Raw genomic sequence first — 18289 nt, 5'->3', positions numbered from 1 at the left:
TCGTCCTCACGTCGGGGCTGATCGTGCTCATGCCGGGCCTGCTCGTACTCATGCCGGGATAGCCCAGCGGCTTCGGGATAGCCCGCTGCACGGTGAATAAGCTATCGCCGGGTCACTGACCTATCGAGAGGGGTTCGGGCCCAGACGTCCGAGGAACCCACAGCGAAGCACAGGCGTTGGGAGAAGGTAAGGACCATCCTGAACCAGCTCGCCGGAGCTCGGCTAGAGTGGTCCTCACTCACCACCCGAATACCCGCCACAACGACGAGCATCCGGAGAAACCGTGCCGCAGAATCAAAGCACCACCGATGATAACTACCTGAACAAAGCCACGCCTCGCACGCTGGGCGGTTTCATTTTCTTCAGCCGCTGGTTGCAGGCGCCGCTCTATCTGGGTCTGATCGTGGCCCAGTTGATCTACGTCTGGGTTTTCGTCAAAGAGCTCTGGCACCTTGGCGACGAGGTGATCAACCACGGTGGTGAACTGACCGAGGCCAAGGTGATGCTGGCTGTGCTCGGCCTGGTCGACGTGGTGATGATCGCCAACCTCTTGATCATGGTCATCATCGGCGGTTATGAGACCTTCGTCTCGAGGATCAATCTGAAGGGGCACCCGGATCAGCCGGAGTGGCTCTCCCATGTGAACGCCAATGTGCTGAAAACCAAGCTAGCGATGTCGATCATCGGCATCTCCTCGATTCACCTGCTGCGTTCCTTCATCGGGATCCAAGGACTGTACACAGATCCAGAAACCTCGGAGCATGCCGGTGGCATCCTGATGTGGCAGACCTTGATTCACCTGGCTTTCATCGTCTCAGCGATGGCGCTGGCCTGGATCGACAGGATCGGCCAGAAAAAGACCGCAGAATACAAGGCCCAAGCGGTCACCGCTTAGCGTTCTCAGGGATCGGCAGCTCACTGCGCCCAGAGCCATTCGAGCAGTTGGAGAGCCTCTTGGAATCCAATGAGGCGGCAGGCCGAGGTACTCGGCAAGGTAGCTCAGAGCTGCGCGCGATCAGAATATTCAGCCAATTTCTGGCCTGGCAATCAGCTGCGATTCAATTTAAATAAACAATAGAATAACCTATTGCTAATTTATCCATCGTCGAGTTATATTCCTTGTACCCGGAGAGTTTCCGGGATAAAAACAGCATCAACCACCGTCAGGAGTACGACATGAAAAAGTTAGTCGGCACCGTCCTTGCGATCGGCATCGCTTCAACTATTGGACTGGCAGCGGCCAGCAGCGCCAGCGCCGCAAATTCCTATGTGTACCAAGGTTCATGCGGCAGCGGTTGCTTTAAGTACAGCAATGGATCTCAGAACTATTACACAGATCGGTGGCGAGGCATCACCTTCAACGCTCGTTGATGGTGATGGCGAGCTATTAAAAGCGCAGGGCGCTTGCACCGTCTCCACAGACATCCAGCGATTGGTGAGTGGAAACTCGGTTGCAAGCGCCCTGCGCTACTCAACAGTCAGCCTAGAGTGAGAGGCCGAAGGTCTCATCCTCTTCAAAAGGCCCCACCACGGTGATCGTCCGAGGCGCAGCAGCCAGCTCTCGAGCCAGCTCCTGCACCTGCTCAGCGGTCACCGCGTGAATCCGTTCCAGGGTTTGATCGATGTCCAGGAACTCACCGGAGACCAGCTCAGCCCGGCCAAGCCTGGACATCCGGGAACCGGTGTCTTCCAGGGCGAGCACAATACCGCCGGAGAGCTGTCCGGTAGCCTTGCGTAATTCTTCGGCAGAGATGCCCTCGGCAGCGAGCTTCTCCAGTTCAGCGGCCAGCAGGCCGAGCACCTGAGGCACCTTCTGCGGCGAGCATCCCGCATACATGCCGAAGTAGCCGGCATCCGCGTACGCGGAGGAAAAAGAATAGGTGGAGTACACCAAGCCGCGCTTTTCACGGATCTCCTGGAACAACCGGGAAGACATCCCACCGCCCAGAATGGCGTTCAGCACGCTCATCACGAAGCGGCGTTCATCGGTGGCCACGATCGACGGGCAACCCATGATGATATTTGCCTGTTCCACCTGGCGATGGAAAACCTGGAGGCCAGCAGTGCCGCTGATCGCCGCGAACTCGGTATTCCGACGTGGCACCGGGGCTGCCGCCGGGTCCAACTGCCAGCCAGCCGAACTCAGCGCTTCGAGCACCCGGGCGCAGACGACGTCGTGGTCCAATCCGCCTGCAGCGGTGATCACTAGCTCATCCGGGCGATAATACCGCCGGTAGTGCTGCCATACCGAGTCCCGGGAAACCTCTTTGATCGCTTCCGGAGTGCCACCGATGGGCCTGCCGAGTGGGTGATTCCCGAGCACAGCCGCGACGAACTTCTCGTGCGCCACGTCCGTGGGGTCGTCGCTGTCCATCGCGATTTCTTCGAGAATGACCTCGCGTTCTGCTTCGAGTTCCTCGGTGTCAAGCACGGCGGAAGTGATCATATCGGCGATCACCTCGATCGCCATCGCAACATCGCTATCCAGCACCCGAGCGTAGTAACAGGTGCTTTCCTTGGCGGTCGCCGCATTGGATTCGCCGCCCACCTCGTCGAAAGCCGAGGCGATGTCCAGCGCGGTGCGACGAGCGGTGCCCTTGAAGAGCAAATGCTCAAGAAAATGGGTGGAGCCGTGCTGGTCATCAGCCTCGTCCCGCGAGCCCACCCCGACCCAGAAGCCGATAGTAGCGCTACGCTGGCCGGGCATCGACTCGGTCAGCACCCGGACTCCACCAGGCAGCACCGAGCGGCGCACGACGGCGCCGCCCGGCTGGCCTGAAACCACTTGCCCCGGAGCTAACTGCCCTTCAACGGCCTGTTCCGAGCGGAACAGCTTCTCGAGCGTCTGAGCCGAGAGCAGTGGTAGTTGTTCAGTCAACTTTTTAGTTAGCCTGAACTTCGACGGACTCTGCCTCAGTGGCCTCCGCGGAAGCCTCGTCGGCGATCACCGGGGAGAGCGAGAGCTTTCCACGATCGTCGATCTTGGTGATCTCCACCTGGATCTTCTGGCCTACGGAGACAACGTCGTCGACGTTGTCCACTCGCTTGCCGTCGTTGATCTTGCGCAGCTCGGTGACGTGCAACAGACCGTCCTTGCCCGGGGTGAGTGAAACGAAAGCACCGAAGGTGGTGGTCTTCACCACGGTGCCCAGGTACCGCTCGCCGATCTCGGGGACCTGCGGGTTGGCGATCGCGTTGATCGCCGATCGGGCTGCGTCGGCCGAAGGACCGTTGGTAGCGCCGATGTACACCGTGCCGTCATCTTCGATCGAGATGTCCGCGCCAGTGTCCTCCTGGATCTGGTTGATCATCTTGCCCTTCGGCCCGATGACCTCGCCGATCTTGTCAACCGGGATCTTGACTGCGATGACCCGCGGGGCGAACTCGGAGAGTTCATCCGGTACGTCGATCGCGGCGTTCAGCACACCCAGGATGTGCAATCGGGCTTCGCGAGCCTGCTTGAGCGCGGCAGCCAGCACGGAGGCGGGGATGCCGTCGAGCTTGGTGTCGAGCTGGATCGCGGTGACGAACTCGGAAGTACCGGCTACCTTGAAGTCCATATCGCCGAAGGCGTCTTCGGCACCCAGGATGTCGGTCAGCGCGGCGTAACGGGTCTGACCATCGACCTCATCGGAGACCAAGCCCATCGCGATACCAGCCACGGGAGCCTTCAACGGCACACCGGCATTGAGCAGCGAGAGCGTCGAAGCGCAGACCGAGCCCATCGAGGTGGAGCCGTTGGATCCGAGCGCTTCGGAGACCTGGCGGATCGCGTAGGGGAATTCCTCACGCGAAGGCAGCACCGGCACCAGAGCGCGCTCAGCGAGCGCACCGTGGCCGATTTCGCGGCGCTTGGGCGAACCCACCCGACCGGTTTCACCGGTGGAGTACGGCGGGAAGTTGTAGTTGTGCATGTAGCGCTTCGTCTTCTCCGGAGAGAGCGAGTCGATCTGCTGTTCCATCTTGAGCATGTTCAAGGTGGTGACACCCATGATCTGGGTTTCACCGCGCTCGAAGATCGCTGAACCGTGAACCCGAGGCAGTACCTCGACCTCGGCGGTGAGCTGGCGAATGTCGGTCAGGCCACGGCCGTCGATGCGGACCTGATCCTTCAGGATGCGCTGGCGTACCACCTTCTTGGTGACCGAGCGGAAAGCAGCCGAAAGCTCCTTCTCGCGGCCTTCGAACTGCGCAGCCAAGCTTGAGACAACCTCGTCCTTGAGCGCGTCGGAAGCGTTGTCGCGCTCCTGCTTATCGGCGATCTGGAAGACCTCGGCGAGACGAGTAGCGGCAGCCGCGTCAACGGCGTCGTAAGCATCCTGCTCGTAGTCCAGGAAGATCGGGAACTCAACGGTGGGCTTAGCCGCGCGAGCAGCCAGATCGGCCTGTGCCTCGCAGAGCACCTTGATAAACGGCTTAGCCGCTTCGAGGCCCTCGGCGACGACCTCTTCGGTCGGTGCAGTGGCGCCGTCTTCCTTGATCAGCTTCCAGGAGTTGTCGGTGGCTTCCGCCTCGACCATCATGATCGCAACGTCGTCGCCAGCTACTCGGCCAGCAACGACCATATCGAAGACTGCGTTCTCCAGCTCGGAGTGACGCGGGAATGCAACCCACTGGCCCTCGATCAGAGCGACGCGGACGCCGCCGATCGGGCCGGAGAAGGGCAGACCGGAAAGCTGAGTGGACATCGAGGAAGCGTTGATCGCGACGACGTCGTACAGCTCATCGGGGTTGATCGCCAGCACGGTGACCACGATCTGCACCTCGTTGCGCAGGCCCTTCACGAAGGCTGGGCGCAGCGGGCGGTCCATCAGCCGACAAGCCAGGATAGCTTCGGTGGAGGGGCGGCCTTCGCGGCGGAAGAACGAGCCCGGGATGCGGCCTGCGGCATACATCCGCTCTTCCACGTCCACGGTGAGCGGGAAGAAGTCGAAGCCTTCACGCGGCTGCTTGCCCGCGGTGGTCGCGGAGAGCAACGCGGTGTCGTCGTCGATGTAGACCATCGCGGAGCCTGCGGCTTGTTGCGCCAGGCGACCGGTTTCAAAGCGAATAGTGCGTTGGCCGAAGCGACCGTTGTCGATCACTGCTTCGGCGAATTGGATTTCGGGACCCTCCATAGAGAGTCACCTCCGTTTCTCTGTGTTCTAGCCTCGGTCATCCCCACCCGCCCAGCCTCACGGCGGGCCGCACCCGGCCTTCGATCGAGACCCACGGAATGTCAAAATCTTCCGGAGGTCACTACCGAGGACCGCGAATGCGCAGCGGTGGATGACTTTCAGCTGTGGTTTAGTTGAAAGTTTTGAGGCCGCATTCCCGGCAGGGAAATGCGGCCTCAAACAGTTTTATCGACGCAGGCCGAGACGCTCGATGAGCGAACGGTAGCGTGCAATGTCGGTGTCATGCAGGTAAGCCAGCAGACGCTTCCGACGACCCACCAGAGCCATCAGACCACGACGAGTGTGGTGATCGTGCTTGTGCATCTTCAGGTGCTCGGTCAAGTCAGAGATGCGCTTGGAGAGCATCGCGATCTGAACCTCCGGCGAACCGGTGTCACCCTCAGTGGTGGCGTATTCCTTGATGATGTCTTGCTTTACAGCGGCGTCTAATGCCACAAGTAACTCCTTGAGTTGTGCCGTGAATCCCGAGGACCCTGCGTCAACGGGTGCGAGGTGCCCTGCGTCAAACATCACCGACGTTTGACGCTTGAGCATCACGAAATCCAGCCGCCACGGACTGCAGCCGGATTCACACCTCCAGTTTACTCTATTTTGCTCAAGGTGTTGATTCCGGTGGAAGGGTCAGTGATCCTTAGACACTGAGCATCTCCGAGACGATCGGGACGACATCGACGTTCTTCCATTCCGCATACTTCTTCTGTTCTTCCGTTGCGTAGAATTCCTCGCGCAGCTTCGCATCGGACAGCTTCGCCACCGCCTCCTGGCGCTGCCGCAACTCTTCCGGTGTATTCACGATAAAGAAAGGCCTCAGGATGAAGCAGCACTCCTGGAATTTATCCACGTGAGGTCGCATGGTGCGTTCCCAGTCAGCGAGGGCCTCAGCGAGATCCTCGGGGTGCAACTCGAGCATCTTGCCCAGCAGATCGGCCCCGGCAAGGGCGCTTGAGGCACCCAGCCCGGCGTAGAGGGTCGGGCACCATGCGGAGTCGCCGAGCACTATCACCCTGCCCTTCACCCACTGCGGCATCTTCACTTGGCTCGCGGAATCGAAGAGGAATTCATCGGAGTTCTCGAACTGATCGAGCATGTCCCCCAGCACTTCCCCGGCCGGCTCAGGACCGAAAGCCGCCCGCAGCGACTCGATAGCCGAGCGGGAGAATTCGGCTTTCATATCGTCCGGACGATAGTTGAGGAACAGCGTCTGCCGCCCATCTTCCAGACCGAAAGCGAAGGCGCCGCGCCCTGATTCGACCAGGCTCACACCATCCTGCGGGGAGATACCCCGCAAACCGCCGTCCAACACGGTCGCCGCGATCACATAGCCCAGAGGGGCCAGGAAGTCCTCGTCGGGGCCGAAAGCCATCCTGCGCACCGTGGAACGCAGCCCATCGGCACCGATCAGCAGATCGAATCTCTCCGTGCTGCTCGTTCCGGTTTCCGCATTCACGATCGTGACCTCAACATGGCTTCCATGGTCCACGATCTCAGTGGGCTGGGAAGAGAATCGGATCTCGACTTCACTGGGCAACCGCTCGAAGAGCGCATTTTCGATATCGCCGCGCAGCATCATTCTGGGCGCCCCGACCTGGTCGGCAAGGCTGATGCTGGGACTGAAGTTGCCCTCTCGGTCAATATCGAAGGCATTGCGGGTCTGCGAGGCACGGTCCGGCATCAGATCGAGCGAGCCAAGGCGCTCCGCTGCGTAGCGGCCCGCCCCGGTCAAAGCGACGAAATATCCGCCCCTGCGCCGACCTGCTGCACGCTCAATAATCACGGCTTCCCAGCCGGCTCGATGCAAGCTTGTGGCTGCGGCGAGACCGGCTATTCCGGCCCCCACGATCAGTGCACGAGGGGTTCCCTGACTGCTGCTATGTGCTGACATTTTTCTTCCCTTTCAATGCGGCACCAACGGTGTCGTGAATATGTGAATTCAGTATATGGCACTTAGTGCCAAAAACAACTTGCAGTGCCAAAAACAACATCTTCACAGGAAACCGGGTATTCTCAGGAGATGCCAGAAGACCTGAGGACCAGAACACAACGCGCCGTCCGAGAAGAGTTGATGTCTGCGGCGCTCAAGCTTTTCGTCGAGTACGGCTACACCGAAACCACGGTGGATCAGATCGCAGCGGCTACCGGAATCTCTCGGCGGAGTTTTTTCCGGTACTTCCCCTCCAAGGAAGGGGTGGTGCTGGGAGGACTCAAGCGAATGGGCGAACGACTCAATGGAAGATTGGCCGAGATACCGGCCGAGGTTCCCTGTTGGGCCGCACTGCGGCAAGCCTTCGAGGTGCTGATCGAACCGCTGAACCGCTCCCCGCAGGAGTCCTTGCCGCTGGTTCGGCTGAGAATGGAGACCCCGGCGCTTCAGGGCTACTATTTCGAGCAGATCTCAGGCTGGCCAAAGCTGCTGAGACCGAATCTTGTGGATCGCTTTCCAGAGCAGCTCAGCGCGGATGACCCACGACCCCACGCCATGGCTGGCGCAGCTCTGGCCTGCCTGGACGCCGCCGAGACAAGCTGGATTGAAAGCGGAGCGAAAAAACCCTTCTCCCTGGTGCTCGATCAGGCGATGGGAGCCCTGGGCGAACTCTCTTAAACCCGCACTCGCGGAAAAGGCAGGATCTAAGTGAGCTCTGAACCGAGCAGCACTCCCCTGCTCCGCTCGACGTCCTTGCACATCTGATCAATCAGGGCTTCGGGGCCGGTATAGGCCACCATGCCGCGCAAGCGCTCGACGAACTCCACGGTGACGAACTGCCCGTAGAGATTGAAGTCCTCCACTGCTTCCTCGGGCCGATCCAGCACGTGGGCCTCCACTTGCCTGCTGACGCCTTCAAAGGTCGGGTTACTGCCCACTGAGATCGCCGCAGGCCAACGCACTCCGAGCTGATCGATCAGCCACCCCGCATATACCCCATCCGCCGGAATGTACCCCGAGGAATCCGCGGCGAGGTTCGCCGTCGGGAAGCCCAGCTCACGGCCCCGTGCAGCGCCGTGCACCACTTCTCCACGCATTTGGTGCGGCCGGCCGAGCACCGCAGCGGCACTCGCCACATCTCCGGATTCCAGGGCTTCTCGCACCCAGGTCGAGGAACAGCGCCGCCCCTCGCCGAACTCCTCGATCACCTCGACGTCGAAATCGTATTTTCGACCGAGTGCCTGCATAGTGCTCAGATCACCCGAGTTATTGCGCCCGAAGCGCACATCGTGGCCGATCACCACAACACTCGCGTGGAGCGCCGCGACAAAGGTGGAGGAGACGAACTCTTCCGCGCTCTGGGCAGCGAATTCCAGACTGTACGGCAGGACCAGGACGGCGTCCAAACCGGTCTGCGCCATGGTCTCCAAGCGGTCAGAGAGACTCATGATTTGCCCTGGCGCGGTCTCCGGCCGGTGCACCTGCGCCGGTGGCGGGTCAAAGGTGATGGCAACGGCTCGGGCTTGCCGCTGCCGAGCCGTTGCCACCAGGTGGTTCAGAACTTCCTGGTGGCCGCGGTGCACGCCATCGAAGTTGCCGAGAGTCACTACCGAGGGGCCGAAGTCAGCGGGCACCTCGGCCAGGCCATTGAAATATTGCACGTATCTCAGGTTACTGCTTCGGGACCGTATTCATTCCACGGTAGCTTTCGCGCAGCTTCTGGGTGCGGTTGATCCAGAGATACCAGACAGCAATGACCGGCGGAATCACCAGTTCGACGATCATCAGCAGGATCATCAGAAAGTTCGGCAATCCGCTGATCGCCCAGGAGAGCACTCTCGCCAAACCACCCAGGAAGATCGTGGCGCAGACGAAGATCAGCACATTGGCCCAGTTGAACTTGATCGCTATCGCGACAAAAGCAGCGCCCACACCGACCAACAGAGCCGCGAAGAAGCGATAATTGCTTTCCAGCGTCGCGTTGCTTTCGCTGATCGCATCCGGCAGGCCCTTTACCCCGGCGAACAAGCTGAAGGCACCGAAAGCGACGATGACGATACCGAGAGCGGCCACCGCGAGCCGGAAGACCTTCCAATCAGCCAGATCGTTCGCAGGCTGCGGCGAGGCAGCCGCTTCCGCAGGAACCTCCGCCGATTCCTCCGCCGGAAGGATTTCATCGGGAGCCATTTCCAGGGGAACCGCTTCCTCTGAATCTTTTGCTTCAGTCATCTGACAAGTCCTTCCGGTTGGGGCCGCTTCTGATATGTTCTCACGCTTCAAGCGCTCAGCGGCTTCACGACGGCGATGCGCAGCAGATCCGGACCCCCCGAGCCCCGGCAGCTAGCTCAGATGGCCCCGGTCCAATCTTGCTCCAGCGCATCGCGCAGCGCGCTAACCCGCCGCTGTCCGATGTGCTGAGCGAGCTTGGCTTCCAGTTCGGCGATCACCTCGAGAGCTTCCTGACGGCGGGTCTGGCCTTTCGGCGTCAACAAGACGAGTTTTGATCGCCCAGAGCTCGGGTTTGGCACGATCTCGAGGATGTCGAGATCAACCAGGCGATGCACCATCTGATGGATCGCCGGGGTGCTCACCCCAATACGCCGCGCCAACTCGGCCATCGGCATACCCTCCGGATCGAGCTGGCTGAGCAGCGTGGCGTGCGCCGGACTGACCCCGCCGTTGTCGTTTCCCAGGCTGGTGGTCACCGCCGCGCGAAACCAGTTGTGCGCTTGCCAGAGCAGCTTACCGAGGGGTTCCGGAGCCGACTTGTCTTGTGTGGACATGGTGCTAGCATAACAGCGTAATCGTTAAGTTACTTAACAATTTTTCGATGAGCATGCCTGATCGAAATCCACTTTCAACGGAAGGCAATATCATGAAGCTGATCGCTTTAGAAGAAGCGTTCTGGTACGACAAATTGGCCACCAAAGGCACCCCCGAGGGCCAAGTTCCCTGCAAACCGGAGATTCTGGCCGACTGGGTGCGGAGACTATCCGACTTCACCGAGTTCCGGCTGCCAGAGATGGACAAATATGGCATCGATATGCAGGTGCTTTCGCTGACCGCCCCCGGCATTCAGGCCCAGTCAGACCCGGAGATCGCGGTAGCCGATGCACGTCTGGCCAATGACTACCTGGCCAAGGTAATCCGTGATTATCCGGGCAGGTTCCAGGGCCTGGCCGCAATTCCGTTACAGGACCCGGAACGAGCCGCTGCGGAACTGCGCCGCGCGGTCAACGAACTGGGGCTGTGCGGCGCCCTAGTCAATGACCACACCCAGGGCCACTACCTAGACGAACCACAGTTCGCACCATTCTGGGAAGCAATGGAGGAACTGGAAGTGCCACTCTACATTCACCCGAGCCCAGTGCCTAGCGATGAATGGAAAGTTTTACAGGGCTACCCTGGGCTAGAAGGCGCAGTCTGGAGCTGGAACCATCGCACCGGTGGACACGCTATGCGTTTGATCTTCGGCGGAGTCTTCGACCGATACCCTAAGGCCAAGATCATCTTGGGGCATATGGGGGAATTCCTGCCCGCCCAGCTATCCCGTATCGACAATCGCTATCAGTCCCTCGACCTCAAGGCCCAGCCGAGGTTACCGAAACTCCCCTCGGAATACTTCGGAACCAATATTTCGATCACTACCTCCGGAGTGTTCTCGCACTCGGGGCTATTAGACGCAATAGAGGTTATCGGCGCAGAGAATGTGATGTTCTCCGCCGACTACCCCTTCGAGAAAAACGAAGAGGCCACTGAGTTCATCCGTACCGCACCGCTCAGTTCTGAAGACAAAGAACTTATCTCACATGGTAATGCCGAGCGCATTCTGCGGCTCAAGCCATAGCGTTCAAAAACACAAGAACACCGTCAGGCAGCTCGAACCTCGGGATTCTGCTAGCTTTGGGTCTCACGTTGTTGTGGACCGGTCCAGGCTTGCTGAGGATCTCGGGGTTCGTTATGCGCCAGCGAAAGCAGCCACATATCCACGGACTCTCCCCTGTTATCGGCGAAAGCCCGTAGCTCGGCCTCGAACCTGAACCCCGCTTTCCAAGCGAGCTTCCGACTTGCCCAGTTAGGCACTTCGGCGCGCCAATAGAGATGCTTCAGGTTCAGCCCGTTGAAAGCATAGTCGATGATGAGTTGCACCGCTCGCAGGGCGACCCCGGTTCCGCGGGCGCCGGGACCGATATTAACGCCGATCTCCGCGATGCTGCCACGAATAAGATGCACATCTACACTGCCCAAATAGTCGTCTTGACCTTCCTTGATGACGGCAAAACTATGCCGTTCACCTTTCTGCCAGCCGGGCAAAACAATTTCCTGAATATAGGACTCAGCATCGTGCAAGGTGTACGGATTCGGCAGATCGGGCAACCAGCGCTGGGCTTGTCGATCCTGACAGATCGCAACGATCTGCTCAGCATCAGAGAGTTCGATCCCGCGAAGCGTCACCACGCCATCGCTCAACCGAGGAATTACCACCGGCTCAATTGCTGCGCCGTCGTCCTGCGTGGTCATGATCAGGCCTCCTGAATAGTTGGTCGTTTTCGGTAGAGCCAGATCAATCCGAGAATCGGCAACAGGAGCGGGACGAAACCATAGCCCCGACCGAAGACGCTCCAGACCGTATCGTGCGGGAAAACTGCGGCATCCAGCAGACTCAGCGCTCCGATCACCAGGACGCCCAGCAACTCGATCAGCACGGCCGCCACTGAGATCCAGTACCAGCGCCGTCCTCGTCGTGCCAAGGACACCGTGGCCGCGATGTACACCACCGCGGCGAAAGCGGAGAGCAGATAGGCGGTGGGCGCTTCGGAGAACTTCGTGGCGATCTGGTAACCCGCCCTCGCTGTAGCGGCCAGTGCAAAGATCCCGTACACCGCGATCAACAGTCGCCCCGCACCGGTGGCCCTGCTCGTCGTATCCTCAGTCACTCTTTGTCCTCCGTCGCCTCTGGAACCATCGTCTCCAGCTGAGCTTCCCACTCTATCCACCGAACCAGATCTGATTCATCCGGTACATCATCACCACGACGATGAGCCCCACCGCGCCGAGCACGAAGTTGCTCCACCGACTGCGTTCGATCAACGACCACCAGACTCCGCCGATCGGAATCACCACAGCGGTGATCAGGTAGCCCCAGAACTCCCAGACCTCGCCGCGAATCGGCTCCCCTCCGCTCTGCCGGACGATACTAGCCACTAGGAAAACCAGCAGGAAGAGTTCGACGGCGGCCACCGAGAGAATCGTGACGTCGTTCGGCCCCTTCTTGAGAACACCGGCACCGAAGCAGATCACCGCGGAGAGCAGCCCGACGATGAGCGAGGCAATGAACCAACCATCGACGATCATGAGGCGCTCCTTGGCGCGGTCCCCGGCGTATGCTGTTCCCCCGAAGCCGCGAAGACCAATACCGCTTTGGCGTACTTACCGGCGCTCCCGGGATCCTCCAGCAGAGCCACCAGGGAACCGTCCGGGGCGAAGGCAGCCACCGGCTGCTCAGCGGAGTGAAGTTGATCGGTAGCAGCGATCCGACGCCCGTAGGAGAGCTCAACGGCCTCCTCTTCGCTCAGTTCCCGTACCGGCATCAGGGCCCGGGCGGCTTCGGACATCTCCAGCAGGTTGAACTCTTTTTCGAGTTCCTCGAGGGTCTTCGCCTGGGCGATCTGATAGGGGCCGACGGCGGTGCGACGCAGCGCGGTCAGATGCCCGCCGACTCCGAGCCCTTCTCCGAGATCCCGGGCCAGAGCCCGGATATAGGTTCCGGAGGAGCATTCAACGGTGGCTTGCAGATCGATGACCTGCTGCGGGGCGCCGTCCTCTGCTACCAGTTGGATCCGCTGCCAGCTGTGGATATCGAATCTTGTGATGCTCACCGCCCGGGCAGCGAGTTTCACGTCTTCACCGGCCCGGACCCGGGCATAGGAGCGTTCTCCGTTGACCTTGATCGCGCTCACGCTGCTGGGCACCTGCTGGATCTCGCCGGTCAGCTTCGCCACTCCGGCTCTGAGCTGTTCTTCGGTGATCGCCTCGGTGCTGTGCGAACCGGTCACGTCGCCTTCGGCGTCGTCGGTGATGGTGGACTGTCCCAGACGGATGGTGGTGGTGTAGGTCTTGGAGGTTCCGACGATGTAGGTGAGCAACCTGGTGGCCCGGTTGATTCCGATCACCAGGACACCGGTGGCCATCGGATCCAGGGTGCCGGCATGGCCGACTTTGCGGGTACCGGCTAAGCGCCGCATTCTGGCCACCACATCGTGGCTGGTCCAGCCCTGGGGTTTGTCCACGATCACGAGTCCTGAAAGCACGCCTTTCAGTATATGTTGGCCCTATGCCATTTGATGCAGCGTCGGCGCTCGCCACACAGGTCCGTTCCCTGCCCGCCAATCAGATCCGGGAAATCACCGAGGCGGCTTGGGCACGCCCGGGTGCCGTGGTGCTGAGCATCGGAGAGCCCGCTTTCGAGGTGTCCCCGCACATTCGGCAGGCGGCGATTGACTGCTTGGTGCGCGATGAGACCAACTACACGCCGAACGCCGGGATCTGGGCGCTGCGTGAGGCTTTTGCGGCACGTTTGCAGGCCCAGCAAGGCGTTCAGGTGGACCCGAAGCGCATTGTGGTCACGGCGGGAGCCCAGCAGGGCCTGCACCTCGCGCTCAGTTTATTACTGGCCCCCGGGGATGAGGTGCTGCTGCCTAATCCCGGCTACCCGACCTTTACGATGACCAGTCAGCTGCTCAATGCGGTGCCGGTGAGCTACCCCTTGCGGGCAGAACACGCTTTCCAGCCCCAGGTAGCGGATATCGAGACGCTGATCACCCCTCGCACCCGCGTGCTGATGCTCAACTCACCCTCCAATCCGCTGGGCGCCGTCTTGGATCCTCAGCTCACCGAGCAGCTGGTGGAGCTGGCTCGCAAACACGATCTCTGGGTGGTCTCTGACGAATGCTATGAGGCTTTCACCTTTGAAACTCCGCATATCAGCCCGGCGCGCTTCGATACCGACGGCCGAGTCTTAATGTCCTGGACGGCTTCTAAAACCTACGGGCTGACCGGCCTTCGGGTCGGCGCGCTGCTCACTCCGCCGGGTCTGGAATCAACAGTGGCCAGTGTGGTTGAATCGAGCTTCTCCTGTGTCAGCACTCCCGCACAGTACGCCGCACTGGCAGCTTTAACCGGACCGCAGGACTATGTCGACACTGCACGGGAACACTATCGACTCAATCGCGATGCCGCCGAAGCACAATTGAGTGCCCAGGGCCTCCGCTTCCTCAAAGCCACCGGCGCCTTCTACCTCTGGGCCGATGTCTCCCACCTCAGTCAAGGCGATGTACGAGCCTGGGTACACCGGTTCTTGGCCGCCGAGGGCGTCGCGCTCGCCCCCGGAACCGCGTTCGGCTCCCAGGGCGAGGGCTGGGTGCGGATCGCGCTCTGCGGCGATACGGCTGAGCTGCTAGCCGGGATCTCCAAGATTCCCGGGGTCTGAGCCAAACCCGATCTCTACCAATCCGAACCAGCCGTCCCAGTGAGTGTTACCAGAGTTTCCAAAGTGACAAATTCGGCGTCACTTCTATAACTTCTGAAACACTCAAGGGGATATCTGGATCTCACTAGCTGGGTTAAACAGAGGCGGCCCGGATGAAGTTCCGAAAAACTCCATCCGGGCCGAACCAAACGAGCCGAGAACTACTCCTCGTCGTCCTCTGCCTTTTTATAAGGATCGGCGTCGCCCGCGAACTTGGCTTGTGCAGCCTGGGCGGCCAGTTCGGCGTCGCGAGCCTTAGCTTCGCGAATCAGTTCCTCAAGGTGAGTCGCCGTCTCCGGAATCTCATCAGCGATGAACTCCAGAGTCGGGGTGAGCCTGATGGTGAGGTTCTTGCCCACCTCACGGCGCAGAATCCCGCGAGACTTCTCTAACGAGGCGGTGGCTTCTGCCTTAGCCTCTTCGTCACCAAAGATCGTGTAATACAGCGTGGCATGCTGCAAATCATTGGTGACCCGCGCCTCAGTCAGCGTGATGTTCTCGACGCCGGGCTCTTTGACCTGCTTGCGCAGCGCCTCGGCGACGATCACCTTAATACGTTGGGCCAAACGAGCAGCCCGTGCCGGATCAACCATGGTGTTCCTCCTCAACTCAATCTGAGAGCTAGTTTTCGTATGCGAGACCAGGCCGCGCCGCGGTGAGTCCCCTGCTGGCGAGGGCCCCAGAGCAGAGCGGGTTTCTCTGCTCTGGGAGCCAGCGAGGGACGGGCGGGGAGCTGTCCATCCGGCTCGTCAAAGGAATTAGACCCTTGGCTTTTCGCGCATCTCGAAGGTCTCGATGATGTCTTCGGCCTGCAGATCGTTGAAGGATCCCAAGCCGATACCGCACTCGAAGCCCTCGCGGACCTCGGTGGCATCGTCCTTGAACCGCTTGAGCGAGTCAACCGTGAGATTGTCGCCGATGACGTTGCCGCCACGCAGCACCCGGGCCTTGGCGTTACGGCGAATCAAGCCGCTGCGCACGATGGAACCGGCGATATTGCCGAACTTGGAGGAGCGGAAGATCTCGCGGATTTCCGCGGTACCCAGCTGGACCTCCTCGTACTCGGGCTTGAGCATGCCCTTGAGGGCCAGCTCGATATCGTCGATCGCGGCGTAGATGACCGAGTAGAAGCGCATATCGACGCCTTCGCGGTCGGCCAGCTCGGCCACCCGCTCAGCGGGCTTGACGTTGAAGCCGATGATGATCGCGTTGTCCACGGTCGCCAGGTTGACGTCGTTCTGGGTGATCGCACCAACACCGCGGTGGATGACGCGCAGTTGCACGCCTTCGCCAACATCGATCTTGAGCAGCGAGTCTTCCAGCGCTTCGACAGCACCGGAGACGTCGCCCTTGAGGATGAGGTTGAGGGTGTCGACCTTGCCGTCGGCGACGGCCTGATCGAAGTCCTCAAGGCTGATCCGCTTGCGACGCTTCGCCAGGGCGGCGTTGCGATCGGCGGCTTCCCGCTTCTCAGCGATCTGCCGCGCGGTGCGCTCGTCACTGGTAACGAAGAAGGTGTCGCCTGCGCTCGGCACCGAGGAAAGGCCGAGCACCTGCACGGGCCGTGATGGACCGGCTTCTTCGACTGCTACGCCGTCCTCATCGAACATCGCACGAACCCGGCCGTGAGCCGTACCGGCGACGATGGTGTCACCGACGTGCAAGGTACCGGACTGCACCAGCACGGTAGCCACTGAACCGCGGCCCTTGTCGAGGTTCGCTTCGATGGCAATGCCACGAGCGTCCTTATTCGGATTGGCGCGCAGATCCAGAGCGGCGTCCGCGGTGAGCATCACGGCTTCGAGCAGATCGTCGATGTTCAGGTTCTGCCGTGCGGAGACGTCCACGAACATGGTGTCGCCACCGTACTCTTCGGGCACCAGACCGTATTCGGTGAGCTGACCACGGATCTTCTCCGGGTTGGCCCCTTCCTTATCGATCTTGTTGACCGCCACCACAATCGGCACATTGGCCGCCTGCGCGTGGTTGAGCGCTTCAACGGTCTGCGGCATCACGCCGTCATCCGCTGCGACCACCAAGATGGCGATATCGGTGACCCGAGCACCACGGGCACGCATAGCGGTGAACGCCTCGTGACCGGGGGTGTCGATGAAGGTGATCTTACGAACTTGACCTTCGTGTTCATGATGCACCTGGTAGGCGCCAATGTGCTGGGTGATGCCACCGTGCTCATCAGCCATCACATCCGAGTTCCGGATCGCGTCCAACAGGCGGGTCTTACCGTGGTCGACGTGACCCATCACGGTGACCACCGGCGGACGAGCCTCCAGGTCGTCGTCGCCTTCAGCATCGAGCTCGGCGTCGAAGTCGATATCGAAGCTGGAGAGCAGCTCGCGCTCTTCGTCCTCGGGGGAAACCACCTGGAGCTTGTAACCGAGTTCCTCGCCGAGCAGGGCGAAGGTGTCCTCATCCAGGGACTGAGTGGCGGTCGCCATCTCGCCCAGGTGGAACAGCACGGTGACCAGCGCGGCGGGATTCGCCTCGATCTTGTCTGCGAAGTCGGTGATCGAGGAGCCACGGCGCAAGCGCACCACGGTGTTCCCGTCGCCTCTGGGTACGCTCACGCCACCCAGCGACGGAGCACTCATCTGCTCCAGCTCTTGCCGCTTCGCCCGCTTCGACTTGCGCTGCTTGCCGCGGCCTGCGCCGCCCTTACCGAAGGCTCCCTGGGTGCCGCCGCGACCGCGACCGCCCTTGCCGAAGCCACCACCGGCCGGTGCGCCACCCGGCGCGCCGCCTGGAGCTCCACCCGGACGAGCGGCTCCGCCACCACGACCTGGGCCACCGGCACCGCCAGCACCGCCACGAGCACCCGGAGCCGGGCGTTCGGTGCGGTTCGGCATCATGCCGGGTGTCGGACGATTGCCACCGGCACCGCGAGGGCCAGCAGAGCCACCCGGTCGCGGGCCCGCTGAGGCACCGGGACGGGGTCCACCGGCACCGGCTGCCGGACGAGGCCCACCGGGACGCTCGCCGTCAGGGCGGGCACCGGCGCGGGGCATGCCCTGCGAAGAAGCGAAGGGGTTGTTACCGGGGCGTGGGCCTCCGGAACCTCCCGGACGCGGAGCGCGCTGCTCAGCTGGCCGCGGGGCCGGAGCCCCCGGACGCGGAGCGGCGGAAGCCGCGGGACGCTCACCCTCGGCAGCAGCACCGGCGCGGGGCATGCCCTGCGAGGTGGCGAAAGGGTTATTACCGGGACGCGGACCAGCGGCAGCACTGGACTGACCAGCGCTTCCGGAAGTGTTTTTCACCGGTGCCGCAGGGCGCTGCGCAGCTGGTGCTGCGGGAGCCGGCGCGGCTGCCACGGGGCTTTCGCTGACCTTGGCTTCCGGAGCGGCAGGCGCCGAAGGAGCCTCAGCCGCTTTGACCGGCGCCTTAGGAGCAGGCTTGACAGCGGCCTTAGGTGTTTCTTCTTTGGCGGCGGGAGCCACGTTCGGGAAGGCGTCACGAAGTTTTTTGACCACCGGCGCTTCGATCGTCGATGATGCTGAGCGAACGAATTCGCCCAGTTCCTGCAGCTTAGCTACTGCATCTTTTGAGGTAATTCCGAGCTCTTTGGCGAGCTCATGTACACGGGCCTTGGCCACGCTTTACTCCTGTCTCGGCTCGCACCGAGTCAGGCACGAACCATCTAATTCTTCT

18 protein-coding genes are annotated in these 18289 nt (G+C 61.2%); 5 read left to right on the top strand and 13 right to left on the bottom strand.

Annotation, left to right across the window (positions count from 1 at the left end; genetic code table 11):
• The first annotated feature begins 283 nt into the window (after positions 1-283).
• Positions 284-895, top strand: a complete 612-nt coding sequence (locus tag ABDK06_RS14160) for a TIGR00645 family protein (protein WP_394942156.1) — start codon at positions 284-286, stop codon at positions 893-895.
• Between the two features lie 281 nt (positions 896-1176).
• A complete protein-coding gene (locus tag ABDK06_RS14155; protein WP_394942154.1) occupies positions 1177-1371 on the top strand; it encodes a hypothetical protein in 195 nt (64 codons plus the stop codon).
• 112 nt (positions 1372-1483) lie between these two features.
• Here ABDK06_RS14155 and ABDK06_RS14150 read toward each other — a convergent pair whose 3' ends face one another.
• From ABDK06_RS14150 to ABDK06_RS14135, 4 genes are all read right to left on the bottom strand, one after another.
• Positions 1484-2833: a M16 family metallopeptidase gene (locus ABDK06_RS14150; RefSeq protein WP_394942320.1), complete on the bottom strand. Its 1350-nt coding sequence runs from the start codon at positions 2831-2833 to the stop codon at positions 1484-1486.
• A gap of 49 nt (positions 2834-2882) precedes the next feature.
• Positions 2883-5117 carry a polyribonucleotide nucleotidyltransferase gene (locus ABDK06_RS14145; RefSeq protein ID WP_394942152.1) on the bottom strand — a complete coding sequence of 745 codons (2235 nt, stop codon included), beginning with the start codon at positions 5115-5117 and terminating at the stop codon, positions 2883-2885.
• A 225-nt stretch (positions 5118-5342) separates the two neighbouring features.
• Entirely contained in the window at positions 5343-5612 is a 270-nt protein-coding gene (gene rpsO / locus ABDK06_RS14140; protein ID WP_394942150.1) for a 30S ribosomal protein S15, read from the bottom strand.
• A 196-nt stretch (positions 5613-5808) separates the two neighbouring features.
• The gene (locus ABDK06_RS14135) at positions 5809-7059 is read right to left on the bottom strand and encodes an FAD-dependent monooxygenase (RefSeq protein ID WP_394942148.1); all 1251 of its coding nucleotides are present in this window, start codon (positions 7057-7059) and stop codon (positions 5809-5811) included.
• A 129-nt stretch (positions 7060-7188) separates the two neighbouring features.
• On the opposite strand from ABDK06_RS14135, the gene ABDK06_RS14130 reads away from it, so the two are divergent.
• The gene (locus ABDK06_RS14130) at positions 7189-7776 is read left to right on the top strand and encodes a TetR family transcriptional regulator (RefSeq protein ID WP_394942146.1); all 588 of its coding nucleotides are present in this window, start codon (positions 7189-7191) and stop codon (positions 7774-7776) included.
• Between the two features lie 26 nt (positions 7777-7802).
• Here ABDK06_RS14130 and ABDK06_RS14125 read toward each other — a convergent pair whose 3' ends face one another.
• From ABDK06_RS14125 to ABDK06_RS14115, 3 genes are all read right to left on the bottom strand, one after another.
• A complete protein-coding gene (locus ABDK06_RS14125) occupies positions 7803-8759 on the bottom strand; it encodes a bifunctional riboflavin kinase/FAD synthetase (protein ID WP_394942144.1) in 957 nt (318 codons plus the stop codon).
• A gap of 10 nt (positions 8760-8769) precedes the next feature.
• Positions 8770-9327 (bottom strand): DUF4345 domain-containing protein, encoded by a 558-nt coding sequence (locus ABDK06_RS14120; RefSeq protein ID WP_394942142.1) that lies wholly within the window; start codon positions 9325-9327, stop codon positions 8770-8772.
• Between the two features lie 116 nt (positions 9328-9443).
• On the bottom strand, positions 9444-9881 hold the full coding sequence (locus ABDK06_RS14115) for a MarR family winged helix-turn-helix transcriptional regulator (RefSeq protein ID WP_394942140.1): 438 nt from the start codon (positions 9879-9881) through the stop codon (positions 9444-9446).
• Positions 9882-9928: 47 nt separating this feature from the next.
• Here ABDK06_RS14115 and ABDK06_RS14110 point away from each other — a divergent pair, with 47 nt between their 5' ends.
• Positions 9929-10945 carry an amidohydrolase family protein gene (locus ABDK06_RS14110; RefSeq protein WP_394942138.1) on the top strand — a complete coding sequence of 339 codons (1017 nt, stop codon included), beginning with the start codon at positions 9929-9931 and terminating at the stop codon, positions 10943-10945.
• A gap of 50 nt (positions 10946-10995) precedes the next feature.
• Here the strand turns inward: ABDK06_RS14110 and ABDK06_RS14105 are convergent, their stop codons facing one another.
• The 4 genes from ABDK06_RS14105 to truB are packed head-to-tail and all read right to left on the bottom strand — an operon-like array spanning position 10996 to position 13409.
• On the bottom strand, positions 10996-11619 hold the full coding sequence (locus tag ABDK06_RS14105) for a GNAT family N-acetyltransferase (RefSeq protein ID WP_394942136.1): 624 nt from the start codon (positions 11617-11619) through the stop codon (positions 10996-10998).
• 2 nt (positions 11620-11621) lie between these two features.
• Positions 11622-12035, bottom strand: coding sequence for a hypothetical protein (locus ABDK06_RS14100; RefSeq protein WP_394942134.1), 414 nt, complete (start codon positions 12033-12035; stop codon positions 11622-11624).
• Positions 12036-12087: 52 nt separating this feature from the next.
• Positions 12088-12453: a hypothetical protein gene (locus tag ABDK06_RS14095; protein ID WP_394942132.1), complete on the bottom strand. Its 366-nt coding sequence runs from the start codon at positions 12451-12453 to the stop codon at positions 12088-12090.
• Positions 12450-13409, bottom strand: coding sequence for a tRNA pseudouridine(55) synthase TruB (truB, locus tag ABDK06_RS14090; protein ID WP_394942130.1), 960 nt, complete (start codon positions 13407-13409; stop codon positions 12450-12452). The genes ABDK06_RS14095 and truB overlap by 4 nt, the downstream gene beginning before the upstream one ends.
• 23 nt (positions 13410-13432) lie before the next feature.
• Between truB and ABDK06_RS14085 the strand changes: the two genes are divergently transcribed.
• Complete coding sequence (locus ABDK06_RS14085) at positions 13433-14587, top strand: pyridoxal phosphate-dependent aminotransferase (RefSeq protein WP_394942128.1); 1155 nt, start codon at positions 13433-13435, stop codon at positions 14585-14587.
• A 200-nt stretch (positions 14588-14787) separates the two neighbouring features.
• On the opposite strand, the gene rbfA is transcribed toward ABDK06_RS14085, so the two are convergent.
• Positions 14788-15219 (bottom strand): 30S ribosome-binding factor RbfA, encoded by a 432-nt coding sequence (gene rbfA, locus ABDK06_RS14080; protein ID WP_394942126.1) that lies wholly within the window; start codon positions 15217-15219, stop codon positions 14788-14790.
• A gap of 165 nt (positions 15220-15384) precedes the next feature.
• Positions 15385-18234: a translation initiation factor IF-2 gene (gene infB, locus ABDK06_RS14075; protein WP_394942124.1), complete on the bottom strand. Its 2850-nt coding sequence runs from the start codon at positions 18232-18234 to the stop codon at positions 15385-15387.
• Positions 18235-18289 lie beyond the last annotated feature (55 nt).

Origin of the sequence: Psychromicrobium ferritrahens (assembly GCF_043789415.1) — a bacterium.
In the GTDB taxonomy this organism is placed as follows: domain Bacteria; phylum Actinomycetota; class Actinomycetes; order Actinomycetales; family Micrococcaceae; genus Renibacterium.
The sequence above is the reverse complement of the archived record's forward strand: the minus strand, read 5'-3'. Positions and strand labels throughout refer to the sequence as shown.